Origin of the sequence: Piscinibacter sp. HJYY11 (assembly GCF_016735515.1) — a bacterium.
GTDB lineage: Bacteria > Pseudomonadota > Gammaproteobacteria > Burkholderiales > Burkholderiaceae_C > Rhizobacter.
On sequence record NZ_JAERQZ010000001.1, the window covers coordinates 1,799,280 to 1,816,696 of the forward strand.

At 66.4% G+C, this 17,417-nt stretch carries 20 protein-coding genes; 8 read left to right on the forward strand and 12 right to left on the reverse strand.

Annotated features, from left to right (window positions below):
- Window positions 1–130 precede the first annotated feature (130 nt).
- From JI745_RS08155 to fliF, 6 genes are read right to left on the reverse strand one after another with little or no spacing between them, the layout of a single operon-like run.
- Entirely contained in the window at window positions 131–1,312 is a 1,182-nt protein-coding gene (locus JI745_RS08155; protein WP_201805334.1) for a flagellar hook-length control protein FliK, read from the reverse strand.
- Between the two features lie 14 nt (window positions 1,313–1,326).
- A complete protein-coding gene (fliJ, locus tag JI745_RS08160) occupies window positions 1,327–1,794 on the reverse strand; it encodes a flagellar export protein FliJ (protein WP_201805336.1) in 468 nt (155 codons plus the stop codon).
- A 17-nt stretch (window positions 1,795–1,811) separates the two neighbouring features.
- Window positions 1,812–3,248, reverse strand: coding sequence for a flagellar protein export ATPase FliI (gene fliI, locus JI745_RS08165; RefSeq protein ID WP_201805337.1), 1,437 nt, complete (start codon window positions 3,246–3,248; stop codon window positions 1,812–1,814).
- On the reverse strand, window positions 3,245–4,012 hold the full coding sequence (locus tag JI745_RS08170) for a FliH/SctL family protein (RefSeq protein WP_201805338.1): 768 nt from the start codon (window positions 4,010–4,012) through the stop codon (window positions 3,245–3,247). Before JI745_RS08170 ends, fliI begins: the two co-directional genes overlap by 4 nt.
- Window positions 3,999–4,994 carry a flagellar motor switch protein FliG gene (fliG, locus tag JI745_RS08175; protein ID WP_201805339.1) on the reverse strand — a complete coding sequence of 332 codons (996 nt, stop codon included), beginning with the start codon at window positions 4,992–4,994 and terminating at the stop codon, window positions 3,999–4,001. The genes JI745_RS08170 and fliG overlap by 14 nt, the downstream gene beginning before the upstream one ends.
- A gap of 12 nt (window positions 4,995–5,006) precedes the next feature.
- Window positions 5,007–6,686 (reverse strand): flagellar basal-body MS-ring/collar protein FliF, encoded by a 1,680-nt coding sequence (fliF, locus tag JI745_RS08180; protein ID WP_201805340.1) that lies wholly within the window; start codon window positions 6,684–6,686, stop codon window positions 5,007–5,009.
- Window positions 6,687–6,835: 149 nt separating this feature from the next.
- Here fliF and fliE point away from each other — a divergent pair, with 149 nt between their 5' ends.
- The 3 genes from fliE (at window position 6,836) to JI745_RS08195 (ending at window position 8,040) form a co-directional block, all read left to right on the forward strand.
- Complete coding sequence (fliE, locus tag JI745_RS08185) at window positions 6,836–7,165, forward strand: flagellar hook-basal body complex protein FliE (protein ID WP_201805341.1); 330 nt, start codon at window positions 6,836–6,838, stop codon at window positions 7,163–7,165.
- A gap of 91 nt (window positions 7,166–7,256) precedes the next feature.
- Entirely contained in the window at window positions 7,257–7,559 is a 303-nt protein-coding gene (locus JI745_RS08190) for a hypothetical protein (RefSeq protein WP_201805342.1), read from the forward strand.
- A 55-nt stretch (window positions 7,560–7,614) separates the two neighbouring features.
- Entirely contained in the window at window positions 7,615–8,040 is a 426-nt protein-coding gene (locus JI745_RS08195; RefSeq protein WP_201805344.1) for a hypothetical protein, read from the forward strand.
- A gap of 6 nt (window positions 8,041–8,046) precedes the next feature.
- On the opposite strand, the gene JI745_RS08200 is transcribed toward JI745_RS08195, so the two are convergent.
- From JI745_RS08200 to JI745_RS08225, 6 genes are all read right to left on the reverse strand, one after another.
- Window positions 8,047–8,802: a flagellar brake protein gene (locus JI745_RS08200; protein ID WP_236674943.1), complete on the reverse strand. Its 756-nt coding sequence runs from the start codon at window positions 8,800–8,802 to the stop codon at window positions 8,047–8,049.
- A gap of 18 nt (window positions 8,803–8,820) precedes the next feature.
- Window positions 8,821–9,120, reverse strand: coding sequence for a flagellar protein FliT (locus JI745_RS08205; protein ID WP_201812427.1), 300 nt, complete (start codon window positions 9,118–9,120; stop codon window positions 8,821–8,823).
- Between the two features lie 50 nt (window positions 9,121–9,170).
- A complete protein-coding gene (gene fliS, locus JI745_RS08210; RefSeq protein WP_201805345.1) occupies window positions 9,171–9,587 on the reverse strand; it encodes a flagellar export chaperone FliS in 417 nt (138 codons plus the stop codon).
- Window positions 9,588–9,741: 154 nt separating this feature from the next.
- On the reverse strand, window positions 9,742–11,163 hold the full coding sequence (gene fliD / locus JI745_RS08215; RefSeq protein ID WP_201805346.1) for a flagellar filament capping protein FliD: 1,422 nt from the start codon (window positions 11,161–11,163) through the stop codon (window positions 9,742–9,744).
- Between the two features lie 148 nt (window positions 11,164–11,311).
- On the reverse strand, window positions 11,312–12,145 hold the full coding sequence (locus JI745_RS08220; RefSeq protein WP_201805347.1) for a flagellin: 834 nt from the start codon (window positions 12,143–12,145) through the stop codon (window positions 11,312–11,314).
- 258 nt (window positions 12,146–12,403) lie between these two features.
- On the reverse strand, window positions 12,404–13,225 hold the full coding sequence (locus JI745_RS08225; RefSeq protein WP_201805348.1) for a flagellin: 822 nt from the start codon (window positions 13,223–13,225) through the stop codon (window positions 12,404–12,406).
- Between the two features lie 693 nt (window positions 13,226–13,918).
- Between JI745_RS08225 and flhD the strand changes: the two genes are divergently transcribed.
- The 5 genes from flhD to cheY all read left to right on the forward strand — a co-directional run bounded on the left by flhD (window position 13,919) and on the right by cheY (window position 17,405).
- Complete coding sequence (gene flhD / locus JI745_RS08230) at window positions 13,919–14,242, forward strand: flagellar transcriptional regulator FlhD (RefSeq protein WP_201805349.1); 324 nt, start codon at window positions 13,919–13,921, stop codon at window positions 14,240–14,242.
- 54 nt (window positions 14,243–14,296) lie between these two features.
- Window positions 14,297–14,833 (forward strand): flagellar transcriptional regulator FlhC, encoded by a 537-nt coding sequence (flhC, locus tag JI745_RS08235; RefSeq protein ID WP_201805350.1) that lies wholly within the window; start codon window positions 14,297–14,299, stop codon window positions 14,831–14,833.
- Between the two features lie 302 nt (window positions 14,834–15,135).
- Window positions 15,136–15,996 (forward strand): flagellar motor stator protein MotA, encoded by an 861-nt coding sequence (motA, locus tag JI745_RS08240; RefSeq protein WP_201805351.1) that lies wholly within the window; start codon window positions 15,136–15,138, stop codon window positions 15,994–15,996.
- Between the two features lie 2 nt (window positions 15,997–15,998).
- Window positions 15,999–16,979, forward strand: a complete 981-nt coding sequence (gene motB / locus JI745_RS08245) for a flagellar motor protein MotB (RefSeq protein WP_201805353.1) — start codon at window positions 15,999–16,001, stop codon at window positions 16,977–16,979.
- 30 nt (window positions 16,980–17,009) lie between these two features.
- On the forward strand, window positions 17,010–17,405 hold the full coding sequence (gene cheY, locus JI745_RS08250; RefSeq protein ID WP_201805355.1) for a chemotaxis response regulator CheY: 396 nt from the start codon (window positions 17,010–17,012) through the stop codon (window positions 17,403–17,405).
- The last annotated feature ends 12 nt before the right edge of the window (window positions 17,406–17,417 follow it).

Here is a 17,417-nt window from a genome sequence, read left to right on the forward strand (position 1 = left end):
AATGGAGAGCCCGCACGGGGCTCTGCTTGAAGGAAATTATGAAAACCGGGGCGGTTTTCGAAGGCTCGATAAGCGGGCAGAAAGCCCGGCTTCCGCGGAGCGGCGTCCTGACCCGGGCGCCACGGCGCCGTCAGGCGTAGAGGTCGACGCCGCCGGCCGACACGCGGCCCACCGTGCGGCGGGGTGTGACATCCGTCTCATTCGAGCCGCCGATGGCGCGGGTGCCCGAGCGGTCACCGCCACGTTCACCGTCACCACCCTGCTCGCGTCCACGGGCCTGGCTGTGCACGCCGCCCCCTGAAAGCGTGAACCCTGCCTCGCGCAGCGAGGCGGCAAGCTCCGGCAAGCCGCTTTCGATGATCTGCCGCGTGGTGGCCGAATCGGCGCCGAAGTTGACCTGCGCCTGGGTGCCGTCGATCGCGATCTGCACGGAGATCGGGCCCATCTCGGCCGGGTTGAGGTGCAGCTCGGCCTGCTGGATGCCGTCCTTGGCGAGCACGCTGACCTGCACGCCCAGCTCTTTCGGAAACTCGGGCGAGGTGGCCGGGGTGGGCACCTGCACGCTCGCCGGCGCGGCGGCCTCGCTGCCGCGCGTGGTGGCGCCTGCAGGCTGCAGGCCGGCAGCCGCTGCGTTGAACGCAGGCTGGCTGTCCTGCACCGGCTTCGCATCACGGCGGCCCTCTTCGGCCTGGGCCAGCGCGGCCTGGAACGTCGAGGGCGCCGTCGCGTCGGCCTGCACGGCGTCGGGCTTGCCGGCGCGGGTCTTGACGTCGCGCGCCAGCTCCGCGGCATCGGGCCGGGTGTCCTTGGCGGCACCCAGGGCGCCCGCCGCGGCGCCACGCGGGCCGCCCTTCTGGGGCTGGGTGCCATCGGCCGGGGCCTCTTCACCGGCCAGGGCCTGGCCCTTCGCGAGCTCGGCCTCCGGCGGCGCCGCGGGGCGCTGCAGGGCCGCGGCCCAGTCGGCCAGTGCCGGGTCGGCGCAGGGCGGCTGGGTGTCGGTGTGGGCTTCGGCGGGGTCGACGGCGTCCGTCTTCTCGCCCTCGGGCTTGTCGGTGCGCTTGGCGTTGTCGGCGTGTGTGGCCTTGTCGGCCTTGCCGGCCTTGCTGCGGTCGGTGCGCTCGGCCGACGCGCCGGGCTTGGCGGGCGCCGCTTCGGGCGTGGCCTCGGCCGCAGGCGCTTCGGTCTCGCGCGACTGGGCCTGGCTCAGCGCCTTGGCAAAACCTTGCGGCGAGCCAGCCGACGACGACGGCGCCTGCGGCGCGGGCATCTGCGGGGCCACCGGCGGAACGAAAGACGAGATGGCGGGGTTCATGGGTTCTGTGGGTCTCAGGCCACCATCGGGCGCTGCTGCGCTTGCGCCCAGGCGGCGCGGGCGGCGAATTCATCGGTCTGCTTCTGGTCGCGGCGGTCGGCGGCGAGGCGCTGCTCGGTCAAGCGGCGCTCCAGCAGCTTGCGCACCGAGGCGACGCGCATCTCCTGCTCGCGCAGCTCGTCGCGCGCCAGCTCGACCTTGCGCTCGGCATGCGCGGCGATCTGCTGCTGCTGGTCGATGGCCTGCGAGAGCCGGCTGCTGAAGCCCTGGTAGCACTGCAGGATGCTCACCGAGCTGTTCTTGCTGAACTGCTCGCGGAAGCGCCCTTCGTATTCCTTGCGGTACTGCACCAGCTGCTCGGCCTGGTTCTGCGCGACGGCGAGGGCATCGCTCGCCTGCTGCACCAGCGAGATGGCAGCGTCGCGCTCGCGCTCGGCTTGCGACAAGAGGGCCATCAAGGGATCGATCGAAGGGTTGCTCATGGTGCAGCCTCAGTCATTCATTGGGTGGTGAGCTCGCGCAGCTCGCGCAGGCTCTGGGTGAGGGACGCCGGGCGGTGCATGTCCTGCTGCAGCAGCGACACCATCTGCGGGTGCAGGCGCACCGCGGTGTCGAGCTCGTGGTCATGCCCGGGGGTGTAGGCGCCGAGCTGGATCAGGTCGCGCGCCTTGTTGTATTTCGCATGCAGCTGGCGGAAGCGGCGGGCCGCCTCGATGTGCGTGCCTTCGCTCACGTTGTTCATCACGCGCGAGATCGAGCGCTCGATGTCGATGGCCGGGTAGTGGCCGGCTTCGGCGAGCTCGCGGCTCAGCACGATGTGGCCGTCGAGGATGCCTCGCGCTGCGTCGGCGATCGGATCCTGCTGGTCGTCGCCTTCGCTGAGCACGGTGTAGAAGGCGGTGATCGAGCCCACGCCGTGGATGCCGTTGCCGCTGCGCTCCACCAGCTGCGGCAGCTTGGCGAAGCAGCTGGGCGGGTAGCCCTTGGTGGCCGGCGGCTCGCCGATGGCCAGTGCGATCTCGCGCTGCGCCATCGCGTAGCGGGTGAGCGAATCCATCAGCAGCAGCACATGCTGGCCGCGGTCGCGGAAGTGCTCGGCAATGGCGGTGGCGTAGTTGGCGCCCTGCATGCGGGTGAGCGGCGGCGCATCGGCCGGTGCGGCCACCACGACGGAGCGGCGGATGCCGTCTTCGCCCAGGATGTCCTCGATGAACTCTTTCACTTCACGGCCACGCTCGCCGATCAGGCCGACGACGATCACGTCGGCGGCGGTGTAGCGGGCCATCATGCCCAGCAGCACCGACTTGCCGACGCCGGTGCCGGCGAAGAGGCCGATGCGCTGGCCGCGGCCCACGGTGAGCATGCTGTTGATGGCACGCACGCCGGTGTCCAGCGGCTGGCGGATGGGGTCGCGGTCCATCGCGTTGATGGGGCGGCGCACCAGCGGCTCCTTCTGCACGTGCTGCAGCGGGCCCTTGCGGTCGATGGGGTGGCCGTGCGAGTCGATCACGCGGCCGAGCAGGCCGTCACCCACCGGCAGGTGCTGCGTGCGGTCTTCGCCGCGGCGCCACGGATGGTTGGGGGTGTTGAGCTGCAGCGGCACGATGGGCGACGGACGCGGCACCACGCGGGCCCCGCTCGCCAGGCCCTGCACGTCGCTGCTGGTGGGCATGAGGTAGGCGCGGTCGCCCGAGAAGCCCACCACTTCGGCCAGCACGGGCGGCGCGTTGTGGTGGTCATCCATGTGGATCTGGCACACCGAGCCCACCGGCACGCGGATGCCCGCGGCTTCGAGCACGAGGCCGGCCACGCGCACCAGCGTGCCCTGGGTTTCCAGCGGCACCGGGTCGGCGGCAAAACTCTGCAGGTCGGCGAGGTAGCGGTGCCACTTTTCGCTTTGCTCCACGGCATGGGCTTCGACGGGTGAGGTGATCACGCGGCACCTCGCTCGTCATCGGCATCGTCTTCCTCGTCGCGCGGCGGCGTGCCGTTCCAGCGCTCGTCGCAGCCCAGCGAGGCCGCCACACGGCGCCAGCGGGTCTCAACGCTCGCGTCGATCACGCCGATGTCGGACTCGACCACGCAGCCGCCGCGGGTGACGTCGGCATCGGAGATCACACGCCCTCCCCGCGCTTCGAGCACGTCGGCGGCACCTTGTGCCACCAGGGCATGGTCGTCGGGGTGCACGCGCAGGGTGATGTGCTGGGCGCTGCGCAGCAGGGTGTCGATGGCTTCCTGCGCCACGGCGGCCACGAGTTCGGGGCGCTGGGTCAGCTCGCTGCGCACGATCTGGCGCGCGAGGTGCGTGGCCGAGACGGCCAGGGCACGGGCCATCTCCTGCTGCAGGGCATCGAGCTGGCGGCTGTAGGAATCGGCGATCGCGCCGAGCTGCGCGGTGATCTGCGCGGCATAGCTCTGCTTGAAGCCGTCGAGCGCGACCAGGCCGTCGCGGTAGCCATCCTGGTAGCCGGAGCTGCGGGCCGCCTTGACGTGCGCCGCGAGCTGTTCTTCGGGAGACGGCGCCGGCGGCGCGGGCGGGGCCGGTGGCTCGGCGCGCTGCACCGGCGCCTGCGGTGCGCCTTCGTTGCCGGAGAGCGCACCGGGCTTCCACGCGGCGAAGGAGTTGAGCTCCTCGCGCGGAATGAAGCGGGCGTAGGGGGAGGCGGGCTTGGGCGCCCCTCCGTTTTTAGAGGAACTCATCGTCGCCGCCACCGCCCAGCACGATCTGGCCTTCGTCGGCCAGGCGTCTCACGATCTTGAGCATTTCCTTCTGCTCGGCTTCGACTTCGCTCACGCGCACGGGGCCACGCGATTCGAGGTCTTCGCGCAGCGTCTCGGCCGCGCGGGTCGACATGTTCTTGAACACCTTCTCGCGCATCTCGGGCGTGGCGCCCTTGAGCGCGATGACGAGCGACTCGCTCTGCACTTCCTTCAGCAGCAGCTGGATGCCCTTGTCGTCGATCTTCTCCAGATCGTCGAAGGTGAACATGTTGTCCATGATCTTCTGGGCCAGCTCGTTGTCGGCTTCGCGGATGTAGTCGAGCACCGCGGTCTCGACGCTGCCGCCCAGGAGGTTGATCATCTCGGCGGCCGTCTTCACGCCGCCCAGCGTGGCCTTGCGCAGCTTGTCGCCGCCGGCCAGCACCTTGCTCATCACTTCGTTCAGGTCCTTGAGCGCCGAGGGCTGGATGCCGTCGAGCGTGGCCACGCGCACCAGCACTTCGTTGCGCTGGCGCTCGGTGAAGCACTTGAGCACGCCCGAGGCCTGGTCGAAGTCGAGGTGCACCAGGATGGCGGCCACGATCTGCGGGTGTTCGTTGCGCAGCAGCTCGGCCACCGAGTTGGCGTCCATCCACTTCAGGCTCTCGATGCCCGAGACGTCGCCGCCCTGCAGGATGCGGTCGATCAGCAGGTTGGCCTTGTCTTCGCCGAGCGCCTTGCGCAGCACCGACTTCACGTACTCGTCGGTGTCGGTCACGAGCATGCTCTGCTCCGAGGCCACCGAGGCGAACTTGGTCAGCACGTCGTCGAGCTTGTCGCGCGGAATGCTCTTCATCTTGGCGATGGTCTCGCCCAGGCCTTGCACTTCCTTCGGCGTGAGGTGCTTGAAGACCTCGGAGGCTTCTTCCTCTCCGAGGGACATCAGCAATATCGCGGCGTCTTCCAGACCCTGTGCGTCCATGATTCGATTTCGTTATGCCTTGAGCGTGTCGCCGTTGACCCAGCCGCGCACGATGTTGGCGACGGCGGACGGGTTTTCCTTGGCGAAGGTGCGCGCGCTGGCCAGGTGGGCGCTGACCTTGGGCGACTCGATGCGCAGCAGTTCGGGCTGCTCTTCAGGCAGGCTTTCCTTGTCGTCGACGACGGCGAGCGCCTCGCGCGGCTCGGCGGCCGGCAGCGGCTGCAACGCGGCCTTCAGGGCCGGGCGGATCAGCGTGAAGATGATCACGAGCGCCACCAGGGCGAGCGCGGCAGGCACCACGCCGGCACGCAGCAGGTCGACGGTCGCGGGTTGCTTCCAGATCGGGGTGTCGTCCTTCGGCGCGGCTTCGATCTTGAAGGGCGCGTTGATGACCTTCACCGAGTCGCCGCGCTCCTGCTTGAAGCCGATGCTCTCGCGCACCAGCGTGTTCAGGTTCTCCAACTCGGCGGTGGTGAGGGGGACCGTCGTGGTCTTGCCCTTGGCGTCGGTCTTGGTGATGTGGTTGACGACGACGGCCGCATTCAGGCGCTTCACCGTGCCGGTGGCATTGCGCGTGACCTTCACGGTCTTGTCGACTTCGTAGTTGGTGACGGCGCTGCGGCTGCTGCTGTTCTGGCCGCCGCCAGCCTGTGCGGCCTGCAGCGCCGACGAGGCGCCCGTCACCGGTGCGGTGGCGGCCACCGGCGGCTGGTTGGAGGCCGCGCCGGGGATGCCGGTCGCGCCGCCGCCCTGGCTGCCGCTCTGCTCGCTGGTCTGCATGCTGCGCACGGTGGCCTGGGCATCGGCGCCCTGGTTGGGCTTGAACTCTTCGGAGGTCGACTCGGTCTGCGAGAAGTCGAGGTCGGCGGTGACCTGCGCGCGCAGGTTGTCGCGGCCGACCACGGGCTCGAGGATGTCGAGGATGCGCTTGGTGTAGCTGGCCTCGATCTGGTTGACGTATTGCAGCTGCTGCGCGTCGAGGCCGGCGCCGGAGGCGTTTTCCTGCGCACCGGAGAGCAGCGTGCCGGTCTGGTCGAGCACGCTCACGGCCTTGGGGTTCATCTCGGGCACGGAGCTCGAGACCAGGTGCACGATGCCGGCCACCTGGGCGCGGTCCAGCGTGCGGCCGGGGTAGAGCGTGAGCATCACGGAGGCGCTGGGTTTCTGCTGTTCCCGGAAGAACCCATTTTGATTGGGCAGCGCCAGATGCACGCGTGCGTTTTGCACGGAAGGCATGGCGGTGATGGAGCGGGTCAGCTCACCTTCCAGGCCGCGCTGGAAGGTGAGGCGCTCCTGGAATTGGGTCTGGCCGAATTTCGCACCATCCATCAGCTCGAAGCCGACGACCGAGCCCTTGGGCAGGCCGGCCGAGGCGAGCTTCAGGCGCAGATCGTGAACTTGTGCCGCCGGCACGAGGATCGCGCCGCCGCCTTCGGTGTAGCGATAGGGCACGTTCATCTGCGAGAGCTGGGCAATGATGGCGCCGCCGTCCTTGTCGGACAGGTTGGCGTACAGCACCTTGTAGTCACCCTGGCTGCTCCATAGCGTGAGCGCGGCCAGTACGGCGATGAGCGCGGCAACACCCAGCCCGAGGCCAATGCGGCTCTTGACGGGAAGGGCTGCCAGCCGGGCGCCGAAGCCGGCGTTGGCGGGAAGAACGTTCGGGTTGGCGATGGCGACCGCGTTGTCCATGTTGCTCTGGGTGTGCTCGCTGGGCGCAAATGCACCCGTCTGACATCGATTGTTCGAGAACTTGAGGGAGGGGCATGGCTTGAACAGCCCGCTAAAGGTGCCCCACTTCCGAACATCCTGTTGGAGGAAGAAACATAAAGTTCATCCTCATGAACGTGACCCTCAAGCCCTTCAACTTCGAGCAGGCCGTGGCCCGCGCGGGCCTGGGCGTGGACGGCCAGCCGCTGGGCACCCGCGGCGCCAAGTCCGTCGGGGGCACCGGCTTCCAGCAGCAGCTCACGAATGCGCTGCGCTCGGTGAGCGACAGCCAGAACCAGGCGTCTGAAATGCAGCGCCAGGTGCAACTGGGCAACCCCACCGTGAGCCTCGAAGAGACGATGGTGGCGATGCAGAAAGCGCAGATCGGCTTCCAGGCGACCTTGCAGGTGCGCAACAAGCTCGTTCAGGCGTATTCCGAAATCATGAACATGCAAGTCTGACGACGCATTGCTGCGTTGTCCGACAAGCTTGCATCGGCGCTCGCATGAGCGCTCGCTATCATCGAAAGCTCCAACGACCCTGGAGCTCACCATGCAAGTCCCGATGCGCGCCCTCCTCACGGCCGTCACCACGGCTTTCTTTGCGTGTGGCGCCGCCGCACAGGCCTCAGAGCCCACCGTGATCCAGCGCGTGGAAAGTGCCGTCAAGCGCGGCGCGAGCGCTGCCGAGCGTGGCATCGAGAAAGGCGTGGGCGCCGCGGCCAGCGGGGTGAAACGGGGTGCCAGTGCCGCCGAGCGCGGCGCACGCAAGGCCGGGAGCGCGGTGGAGCGCACCGCAGCACGCATTGGCTTGCCGGCCTCGGGCGCCGCGAGCGAGTCGAAGCCCAACAAGTGACACCTTCACACTCGGTTTCAGCCGGGCGGGCCGATCGCCACCACAATCGCGCCCCATGAGAACCCTCCTCGCCTGCACCGTCCTCACGCTCGCGGCCACTGCCGTGCATGCCGGGCCCAGCGTGAAAACACTGGCGCAGTTCGACCTCGGCTACGCCAAGTGCGAAGCCCGCTTCGAGCACATGAAGGGCCGTGCCGACGACGCCTACCTCGCGCTGTGGAAGATCAAGGCCGACGACCAGCAGCGTGCCGAGCTGGCCAAGCAGCGCAGCACCCCGCGCTACCGCGAGGAGCGCAGCAAGGCGCAGAAGGCGATGGCCAAGCCGAGCCCCGCGCTCGAGGACAAGCTGAACAAGCAGTGCAGCGCCACCTGGAGCGAGCTGCAGCGCGCCGACCGGCCGGTCAACATGGCGAGCGGCAAGCCGTCATCGGCTGCGGCCCCCTCTGCGGCCAAGCCGGCCGCCTCGTCCGACAAGAAGTAGGAAGCGTCAGCCGCCGAGCGCGCGTGCGCGCCGCTGGGTCTGGTTGATGTAGCGCTGGAGCGAGCGCAGCGTGTCGGCCGTCGGGTCGACGATCTCGCAGCCCAGGCGCACGCCCTTGGCGTCCTGGTTGAGCGAGGTCACGTGCTGCAGGCGCAGCGAGGTGGTGAGCCGCGTGTCCAGGCCCAGCTCGATCTGCACGCCGTTGAGCACCACGCCGGGTTGCAGCGGCGGCACGTCGTCGGGGAGAAAGAGCGCACAGCCGCCGATGCTCAGGTCGAGCACGCGCAAGGCGAGGCTCATGTCGGGGATCATCGGGTGGCGCACCCTGGCCACCGGCGTGTTGCGCAGGATCGGGCGCACACGGAAGCCCGAACGCCGCTGGAAGCGGTAGATCAGGCGCGGCAGCGAGCAGCTGAGGGCGCAGGTCTTGCCGCCGTGCACGAGCAGGAGCCCGCTCACGTCGAACTGGAGCTTGATGCTGTCGAGGTAGGCCACCGCCACGGCCTCTTCGGCTTCGACCAGCTGCTGCACCTGGTTGCTGTGCTGGTCGGCACTGAAGCTCAGGATGCCGCGGTCGGCGTCGACGGACCAGAGCGTGGTGGTGTAGGCCGCGCCGTCGCTGCCGTTGAGGTTGACGAGCACGTTGCCGTCGACCAGGCTCTTGAGCACCGCGAGGATCTCGGCCGGCGCATCGATGCGGAAATCAGCAAGGCCGCCATGCGCGGCGGCCAGTGCATCGAGCTGCATGGGCAGGGAGTCCATGGGCTCGTTGCCTCCCGGTCAGTGAACCGACTTGGGCTTGCCGGCGAGGATGCCGTCGAGGTCTTCCAGCCAGGGCTCGGCCAGCTGGCGGATCTCGGCATCGTTGATCAGGATGCGCTGCATGATGCGCGACTTGAGCTGCGCCTCCTCGGTGTCGAGCTGCTGCTTGGTGGCGGCATGCTTGAGCTGCGAGATGAGCAGGGCGCAGGCGCCTTCGAGCTTGACCACCGCGTCCCAGTTGCCGGCGCGGGCGGCCAGCAGCATGTCGGAGCTGGCCTGTTCGATCGCTTCGTAGTACTGGAGCAGGGCGGAGTTCATGGCGTCGGCGTGGTGGTGACTGGCGAGGGCAGCGTGGCGGAGACCGCGTTTCATGCAGCGTCCTTCTGGGCAATCTCGTCCCATGCCGTGGCGATGGGTTCGATGAGCTTCACGCACTCGACAATCGCTGCCTCGTCGCTGTGCAGGTTGGCGTAGGTCAGGCGCACGGTCACGTAGGCGTAGAGGTCGTGCAGGTCCTTCGCGAGCTGGCCGCCTTCCTGCACGTTCAGGCCGGCCTTCAGGCCTTCTTCGACGATGCGCACCGCGCGGCCGATCTCTTCACACTTGACCGCCACGTTGCCGTGGGCGATGGCGCCGCGGGCACGGGCCAGCGAGTCGAGCAGGCCTTCGAACAGCATCTGCACCAGGCGGTGCGGCGAAGCGCCGTCGACACCGGTGGTCACGTGGACTTGCTGGTAGGCGCCGAGCTGGCGCTTTCCGGGGGAGGAGAAGGCTGAAGCAAACATGGTTGTCGGTGCGTCGTTGGCGTTGAACTTGCGTTGAACAACTGATGCTTGGTTATCGGTTCGACTTCTGCCTTGCTTGAGCCCTACCCCGCTTCAGAACTGGCCGGGTTTTCGGCGCTTGACGGCGGCACCGGCCCCCTTCAGTTCGCCGGGATCACGAACTCTTGTTCCAGGCCGCGACCTGGTTGGTGATGTAGCTGTTCAACGCCGACATCTTGGCCATGTTGGTGTCGAGCGAGGTGTACTGCGCGCGCAGGCGGGCCTCGGTCAGGGCCAGGCGGTCGGTCAGCTCGTCCTGCCGCTTCTGGTTGAGCTTGAGGCTGGTGTTCAGGCCTTCGGTCTTGCTCGTGAGCGAGCCGTCGACGCCGAGCACCTTGTCGGCGAAGAGGCTGAGCCGCTTCGCGATGCCGTTCACGTCGGGATCGTTCTCGTTGACCCGCGGGGTGTAGGCGCTGAAGAGCCGCCGCACCTCGGCCGGGTTGGTGTTCAGGGCGGCGGTCAGGCGGGTCGCGTCGACCTTGAGCGAGCCGTCGGTTTGCAGCGTCATGCCGAGCGCATTGATCGTCGGGTAGACCGAGCTGGCCGGTGTTTCGCTGGTGAGCAGGTTGCGCAACTGGCGCTGCAGGCCGACGGCGGTGCTGTCACCCTGCAGCGAGCCGGCAGTCTTGGTGGACTCGTCGTACTTGGTCTGCGTACGCAGCATCTTGGCCAGCGCGTTGTACGACTCGACGAAGGTGTCGACCGACTTCTTCAGCGCATCGTTGTCCTGGGAGACCGTCACCTGCGCCGTGCCGGTGGTGGGCTGCAGCAGGTTGATGGTCAGGCCCTGCACCACGTCGGTCAGGGTGTTGGTGGGCGAGATGACGTCGAGGCCGTTGATCCTGAGCTGGGCATCGGCCGCGGCCTGCGTCTGGCTCATCGCGTTGAGCGACGGGTCGAGGCCGGGCTCGAAGGCAAATGCGGCCGCACCGCCATCGCCACTCGTGCGGAACACGCTGTTGCTGCCCGGGTTGGTGGAGCTGATGATGATGCGCGCGCCGGTCGCGTCGTTGACGATGATGGCGGAGACGCCCGCACCGGCAGCGTTGATCTTGTTGCGCACCGTGGTCAGGGTGTCGGTGGCGCTGATGTCGATGTTGATGGCGTCGAGGTTGGGCTGCGGTGCAAAGCCGGCCTGGCCGAAGCTGCCGATCTCCACGCGCAGCGTGCCTGCGCCCACCAGGGCGTCGGCGGATTCATAGCCCGCGGTGGCCGCCGATTGCGCGGCTGCGAGCGACCTCACTTCGATGGCGTAGTTGCCGACGGGAGCACCGTCCGAGGTGCCGACGCGCACGCCGGCATCCGACGAAACGGCCGTGGTGGCGCCCCAGGTGTTGGCGCGGGTGAGGCTGTTGGCCGCGTCACGGAAAGTGGAAAGTGCAGACTGAAGCTGGCCGAAGGCCGAGATCTTCGTCTGGATGGTTGAAGCCTGAGTTTTGAGTTGCGTGACGGGACGCTCCTCGATCGACATCAACTTGGTGACGATCGACTCGACGTCCAATCCGCTGCCGATGCCGGCTGAACTGACGCTGGCCATTTCACACCTCCTACAAACCGGTCCGTGGACTGGGCACGTTTGCCAACAAAGTCAGGACCCACAAACGCAAATACGGAATATCCAAGCTTCCTCGGATATCCCGTCATCGGCGTGAACTTCCGGAACTTGAGCCCGGAAGTGCATTTTTTTACCGTTGCAGCAGCGTGAGAACCTGCTGGGGCAGCTGGTTGGCCTGGGCAACCATCGCGTTGCCGGCCTGCTGGAGGATCTGCGCACGGGACAGCGCCGCGGTTTCAGCGGCGAAGTCGGCGTCCATGATCCGGCCGCGGGCGGCGGCGAGGTTTTCGGCGAACACGGTCAGGCTGCCGATCACCGAGTCGAAGCGGTTCTGGGCGGCACCGAAGGTGGCGCGGGCGGTGGTCACGTCCATGATGCCGGTGTCGAGCGCGGTCATCGCGGCCAAGGCGCCGGTGTTGTCGGTGCCCGAGATGTTCAGCGCGCCGAGCGAAGCGACGGTGGCCGTCAGGTCCACGGTATTGATCGTCAGCGTGTCGGTCGCGTCGGTGCCGGCGCCCACCTGGAAGTTGAAGGTGGTGCTGGTGCCGTCAAAGAGCACGGTGCCGTTGAAGCGGGTGCCCGAGACGATGCGCGCGACTTCGTCGTTCAGCTGCTGGAACTCGGCCTGCAGGTTGTCGCGGTCTTGCGAGTTGTTGGTGCCGTTGGCCGACTGCACGGCCAGTTCACGCATGCGCTGCATGGCGTCGCCGATCTTGCCGAGCGCGCCTTCAGCGGTCTGCGCCAGCGAGATGCCGTCGTTGGCATTGCGTGCGGCGACGTTCATGCCGCGCACCTGGGCGTTCATGCGTTCGGCGATGGCCAGGCCGGCGGCATCGTCCTTCGCGCTGTTGACGCGCAAGCCGGAGGAAAGGCGCTGCATGGCGATCGACAAGGAGCCTTGAGACGAGCTCAGGTTTCTCTGCGCATTCAGCGAGTTCAGATTCGTGTTGATGGTCTGGGGCATGTTGCACTCCTATCGGTGGTACCAGGCCACCTTCGAGGACCTGTGGAGTGCATTGTTTGACGAGCCCGTTCGGGCCATAAGGCCGAAATGAAGGCCGAAAACCGGCCGTTTCTCGAACACCATCAAAAGAAACGCCCCATCGCAAGCGATGAGGCGTGGTCGAAGCCTTCGAGGCGGCGGGCGGGCCGAGCGCCGGGCCGCCCCAAGCCGGCCCGCGTCCCCTCGGGGGACCGGCCGGCGTACCCGCCGGACGAGGGGTTAACGCAGCAGCGAGAGAACTTGCTGCGGCAGCTGGTTGGCTTGCGAGATCATCGCGGTGCCGGCCTGCTGCAGGATCTGGGCACGCGACAGGTTCATCGTTTCGGCCGCGAAGTCGGCGTCCATGATGCGGCCACGGGCGGCAGAGAGGTTCTCGGCCGAGGTCGCCAGGTTGGCAATCACGGAGTCGAAGCGGTTCTGCACGGCACCCATCGAAGCGCGGCCGGTGGTCACGTCGATGATCGCGGTGTCGAGTGCGCCGATCGCGGTGTTGGCGTTGGTGGCATCCGCACCGGTGATGTCGCCCAGCGTGGCAGCCAGCGCGCTCAGGTCGACCGAGTCCACGTCGATGGTGTCGGTGGCATCGGTGCCAGCACCCACCTGGAAGGTGAAGGTCGAGGCGGCGCTCAGCAGGGCGGTGTCGTTGAACTCCGCGCCCGTGATGATGCGCTCGACTTCGGCGCTCAGTTCCTGGTATTCGGCGTCGAGGTTGTCACGGTCTTGCGTGTTGTTGGTGCCGTTGGCCGATTGCACGGCCAGTTCACGCATGCGCTGCAGGGCGTCGCCGACCTTGGCGAGTGCGCCTTCAGCGGTCTGCGCCAGCGAGATGCCGTCGTTGGCGTTGCGCATGGCGACGTTCATGCCGCGCACTTGCGAGTTCATGCGCTCGGCGATGGCGAGGCCGGCGGCGTCGTCCTTCGCGCTGTTCACACGCAGGCCAGAAGACAGGCGCTGCATGGCCGTCGCCATGGTGTTCTGCGTGGACGAGGTGTTGCGCTGAGCGTTCAGCGAGAAGATGTTGGTGTTGATGGTCATTGCCATTTGAAAATCTCCAATAACGGTTGAAGTGACTTCCGGCAAGCGCCGGCATTGCCTCCGCAGTTGCTCGGCCTTGAATCTGTTCGGCCTTGCTTCTGCTTCGAACTGGCAGGGGCTTCTGGCCTCTGCCTGCTGCGCCCGGCGTGCGTCATCCTCAGATCCCAGGAAGAGCTTGTTTCCTTCGCTCTTCTCGAAACACCTTGGCCGCTTACTCCGGACCCCGGTTCTGGTTTCCCGTCCCCGTTGGTTTGCTTATCGGCTTGGCAATTTCGGAACTTTAGAAATTTGTCAAGCGAGATGAAGGTGGCGTTTCAGACGTTGTTCACGGCACCGAAGGCCACTGAATGTTTTCGGCACGCCGTGGCCGGTCTTGAGGGCAGGACAACCCGAGTCTCACAAGCGCGTGCGCTGTGCAACGGTTGGATGACACGGCAACACGAAAGAGGCCGTCTTGTCTGGCGCCTACACCCGGCATCAGTGGTAACACCGAGCCGGGGCCGTGCACTGCGTCACAGAGGGCGTGCATGTGGTTACGTTTGTAGGAAGTTGCCTGACAAGGGCCACAGAAGAAGCTGGACTCAAGCCACAGAACCGGCCTGATGTTTGGCCCCATTTCTGAGTTCTACAGTTCATCCCACGTTGAACACATATCAACGCCAACAGACAACCGCTCCAGACAACCCAAGGAACAACAGCATGAACGCCGACCAAATCCTGACCGAAATCCGCGAAGCCAACCTGTCGTACCTGATGCTCGCCCAGAGCCTCATCCGCTCCGACCGCGAACAAGCCCTGTTCCGCCTGGGCATCAGCGAAGAGAGCGCTTCGATGATTGCGCTGCTCACCCCGGCTCAGATGATGAAGGTCGCCTCCGGCAACACGCTGCTGTGCCGCTTCCGCATGGACGACGACATGGTGTGGGGTCTCTTGACCAACCATGGCAAGGCTGCCTCGAACGACACGACCAGCCGCCTGCACGCTTCGATCCTCATGGCCGGCCGCCACCAAGAAGCCGCCTGAGCCGGATCGACAGCCACCGACATACCTATATAGACAGACCAGGAGCAGATTCCCATGCGCAGCAAGAGCATCCTCACCGAAGCCAAGCAGATCGAGCGTGCCGTCACGCTCATCAACCTCGGCGCCCGCTTGCAAGTGCTGGAATCTGAAACCGACCTGTCCTACGAGCGCCTGCTGCGCCTCTACAAGGAAGTCTCCGGCAAGTCGCCGAGCAAGGGCCAGCTGCCCTTCTCCACCGACTGGTTCATGACCTGGCAGCCCAACATCCACGCGTCGCTGTTCCTCAACATCCACGAGTACCTGAACAAGGTCGCCGAGATGGACGAGATCGACACCGTGATCAAGGCCTACCAGCTCTATCTGGAGCAGACCCAGGCGCAAAACCTCGAAGCCCTGTTGTCCGTCACCCGCGCCTGGCGCCTGGTGAAGTTCGTCGACAACGGCATGCTGACCCTGACCAAGTGCTCCAAGTGCGGCGGCCACTTCGTGACCCACCCGCACGAGATCCCCAAGCATTACGTGTGCGGCCTGTGCAACCCTCCGGCGCGTGCCGGCAAGGGCAAGGCATCGGGCGGCATCCAGATGCACTGAATTCCTTCCCCGCTCAAGTTTCCCTGGCACCGACCGATAAACCAGGCGTACTTCAGCAACCAGTTTTTGCTTTGTCTCCTCCTGGCACCTAGAAAGTGCTTTCCGACGGACCTCTCGAGGTCCGTTTTTTTTGGGTGGACGACTCGCGCACCGTTTGACCCCCAAATGCCGGCCTGTTGCCGCGATCAAACGCCACTTGTGTTGCGCACACTCACTCAAGACCCGCTCTGTGCAGGCCGATAAAGGCCTGAGTCCGCCAGCCAACGATGAGCCAGCGGACACGGCGAACCACTCAACCGACCATGATTGTTCTCATCGGCTACGGCGTCGCCCTGGGGTGCATCTTCGGGGCCTACATCATTCACGGCGGCAACATGTCCGTGATCCTGAAGGCGTTGCCGACGGAATTGATGGCCATCCTGGGCGGAGCCCTGGGCGCCTTCGTGGTGAACAACCAGCCCAAGGTGCTGAAGGCCACGATGTCCGCGCTGCCCACGCTGCTCAAGGGCAGCAAGTACACCAAGGCGCGGTACATGGAGCTGCTCGCGCTGCTCTACGACATCCTGCAGAAGGCCCGCAAGGAAGGCCTGATGTCGATTGAAAAGGACGTGGAGGAGCCGCAGAACTCGGCCCTCTTCAAGAAATACGCGACGGTGGGCAGCGACCACCACGTGGTCGAGTTCGTCACCGACTACCTGCGCATGATGGTCTCGGGCAACCTGAACGCCCACGAGATCGAGAGCCTGATGGACAGCGAGATCGACACCCACCACCACGAGGCGCACGCGCCCGCGGCGGCGATCGCGCGCCTTGCCGGCGCCCTGCCCGCCTTCGGCATCGTGGCCGCGGTGCTGGGCGTGGTGAACACCATGGGCTCGGTGGGCCAGCCGCCCGCCATCCTCGGCGGCATGATCGGCTCCGCACTCGTCGGCACCTTCCTCGGCATTCTTCTCGCCTACGCCGTCGCCGAGCCGCTCGCCGGCCTGATGGAGCAGAAGAACGACGAAGGCACGAAGGAGCTCCAGTGCATCAAGACGACGCTCCTGGCCAGCATGCAGGGCTACGCCCCGCAGGTCGCCGTCGAATTCGGCCGCAAGGTTCTCTACTCCACCGAGCGCCCGACCTTTGCTGAGCTCGAAGGCCACGTCAAAGGCAAGAAGTAATCATGGCCGGCGATAGCAAGAAGCTCCAACCGATCATCATCAAGCGCGTCAAGAAGGGCGGCCATGCGGCCCATGGCGGCGCGTGGAAGATCGCGTATGCCGACTTCGTGACCGCGATGATGGCGTTCTTCCTGCTCATGTGGCTGCTCGGCTCCACCACCGAGGGCGACAAGAAGGGCATCGCCGACTATTTCAACTCGCCGCTCCGGGTGGCGCTGCTCTCCGGTGGCAGCGGCTCGGGCGACTCGTCGCACGTGGTCAAGGGCGGCGGCACCGACCTCACCCGCTCGGGGGGCCAGGTCAAGCGCGGCGACATCGACACCACCCGCGCCACCATCAACCTCGCCGCCATGCGCGCCGAGCAGCGTGCCGGCGAGACGGGCAAGCTCGAGCAGGTCAAGGCGCACATCGAGAAGATGCTCACCGCCGAGGCCGAGCGCTTCGGCAACATGAAAAACCAGGTCAAGCTCGACATGACCGCCGACGGCCTGCGCATCCAGATCATCGACGAGGGCAACCGGCCGATGTTCGACAGCGGCAGCGCCGTCGTGAAGCCCTACATGCGCGAGCTGCTGCGCGACATCGGCTCCGTGCTCGCCGAGGTGCCCAACCGGCTCACGCTCGAGGGCCATACCGACGCCCAGCCCTTCGCCGCCGACCGCAACGGCCTGGGCTACGGCAACTGGGAGCTCTCGGCCGACCGCGCCAACGCCTCGCGCCGCGAGCTCACCGCTGGTGGCCTGCCGACCGACCGCATGCTGCGCGTGCAGGGCCTCGCCTCCAGCGTGCCCTTCGACAAGGAAGACCCCCTCGCGCCGAGCAACCGCCGCATCAGCATCATCGTGATGAACCGCGACGCCGAGGACCGCTTCTTCAACAAGGTGCCCCCGGCCGAAGAAACACCGACGAGTGCTCCAGCTGTGCCCAAAGTCGCAACTGAAGCTGCCGTCGCCCCCTCAATAACCAATCCGAACGCCCGATAACTGCGGCAGTAGCACTTGAGAGGTCCCGCCATGAGCAACCCTGACATGAAGTTCCTGATCGTCGACGACTTCTCGACCATGCGCCGCATCGTGCGCGGGTTGCTGAAGGAGCTCGGCTACAACAACGCCGAAGAAGCCGAAGACGGCGTGGCGGCCCTGAACCTGCTGAAGAACGCGAAGTTCGACTTCGTCGTCAGCGACATCAACATGCCCAACATGAACGGCTTCGAGCTGCTCGCCGCCATCAAGGCCGAAGCCAGCCTGAAGCACATTCCCGTGCTGATGGTCACCGCCGAAGCCCGCAAGGAAGACATCGTGCGCGCCGCCCAAGACGGCGCCGCCGGCTACATCGTCAAACCTTTCACCAAGGCCACCTTGGAGGAAAAGGTTCAAAAGATCATGCAAAAACTGGCCACAGCGGCCTGAGGAGGGGGGAAC

Excerpts from the sequence above, each read along its gene's own strand:
- JI745_RS08155 (WP_201805334.1), bottom strand. The coding sequence starts at position 1,312 with ATGAACCCCGCCATCTCGTCTTTCGTTCCGCCGGTGGCCCCGCAGATG.
- fliJ (WP_201805336.1), bottom strand. The coding sequence starts at position 1,794 with ATGAGCAACCCTTCGATCGATCCCTTGATGGCCCTCTTGTCGCAAGCC.
- JI745_RS08170 (WP_201805338.1), bottom strand. The coding sequence starts at position 4,012 with ATGAGTTCCTCTAAAAACGGAGGGGCGCCCAAGCCCGCCTCCCCCTAC.
- fliG (WP_201805339.1), bottom strand. The coding sequence starts at position 4,994 with ATGGACGCACAGGGTCTGGAAGACGCCGCGATATTGCTGATGTCCCTC.
- fliF (WP_201805340.1), bottom strand. The coding sequence starts at position 6,686 with ATGGACAACGCGGTCGCCATCGCCAACCCGAACGTTCTTCCCGCCAAC.
- fliE (WP_201805341.1), top strand. The coding sequence starts at position 6,836 with ATGAACGTGACCCTCAAGCCCTTCAACTTCGAGCAGGCCGTGGCCCGC.
- JI745_RS08190 (WP_201805342.1), top strand. The coding sequence starts at position 7,257 with ATGCAAGTCCCGATGCGCGCCCTCCTCACGGCCGTCACCACGGCTTTC.
- JI745_RS08195 (WP_201805344.1), top strand. The coding sequence starts at position 7,615 with ATGAGAACCCTCCTCGCCTGCACCGTCCTCACGCTCGCGGCCACTGCC.
- JI745_RS08200 (WP_236674943.1), bottom strand. The coding sequence starts at position 8,802 with ATGGACTCCCTGCCCATGCAGCTCGATGCACTGGCCGCCGCGCATGGC.
- JI745_RS08205 (WP_201812427.1), bottom strand. The coding sequence starts at position 9,120 with ATGAACTCCGCCCTGCTCCAGTACTACGAAGCGATCGAACAGGCCAGC.
- fliS (WP_201805345.1), bottom strand. The coding sequence starts at position 9,587 with ATGTTTGCTTCAGCCTTCTCCTCCCCCGGAAAGCGCCAGCTCGGCGCC.
- fliD (WP_201805346.1), bottom strand. The coding sequence starts at position 11,163 with ATGGCCAGCGTCAGTTCAGCCGGCATCGGCAGCGGATTGGACGTCGAG.
- JI745_RS08220 (WP_201805347.1), bottom strand. The coding sequence starts at position 12,145 with ATGCCCCAGACCATCAACACGAATCTGAACTCGCTGAATGCGCAGAGA.
- JI745_RS08225 (WP_201805348.1), bottom strand. The coding sequence starts at position 13,225 with ATGGCAATGACCATCAACACCAACATCTTCTCGCTGAACGCTCAGCGC.
- flhD (WP_201805349.1), top strand. The coding sequence starts at position 13,919 with ATGAACGCCGACCAAATCCTGACCGAAATCCGCGAAGCCAACCTGTCG.
- flhC (WP_201805350.1), top strand. The coding sequence starts at position 14,297 with ATGCGCAGCAAGAGCATCCTCACCGAAGCCAAGCAGATCGAGCGTGCC.
- motA (WP_201805351.1), top strand. The coding sequence starts at position 15,136 with ATGATTGTTCTCATCGGCTACGGCGTCGCCCTGGGGTGCATCTTCGGG.
- motB (WP_201805353.1), top strand. The coding sequence starts at position 15,999 with ATGGCCGGCGATAGCAAGAAGCTCCAACCGATCATCATCAAGCGCGTC.
- cheY (WP_201805355.1), top strand. The coding sequence starts at position 17,010 with ATGAGCAACCCTGACATGAAGTTCCTGATCGTCGACGACTTCTCGACC.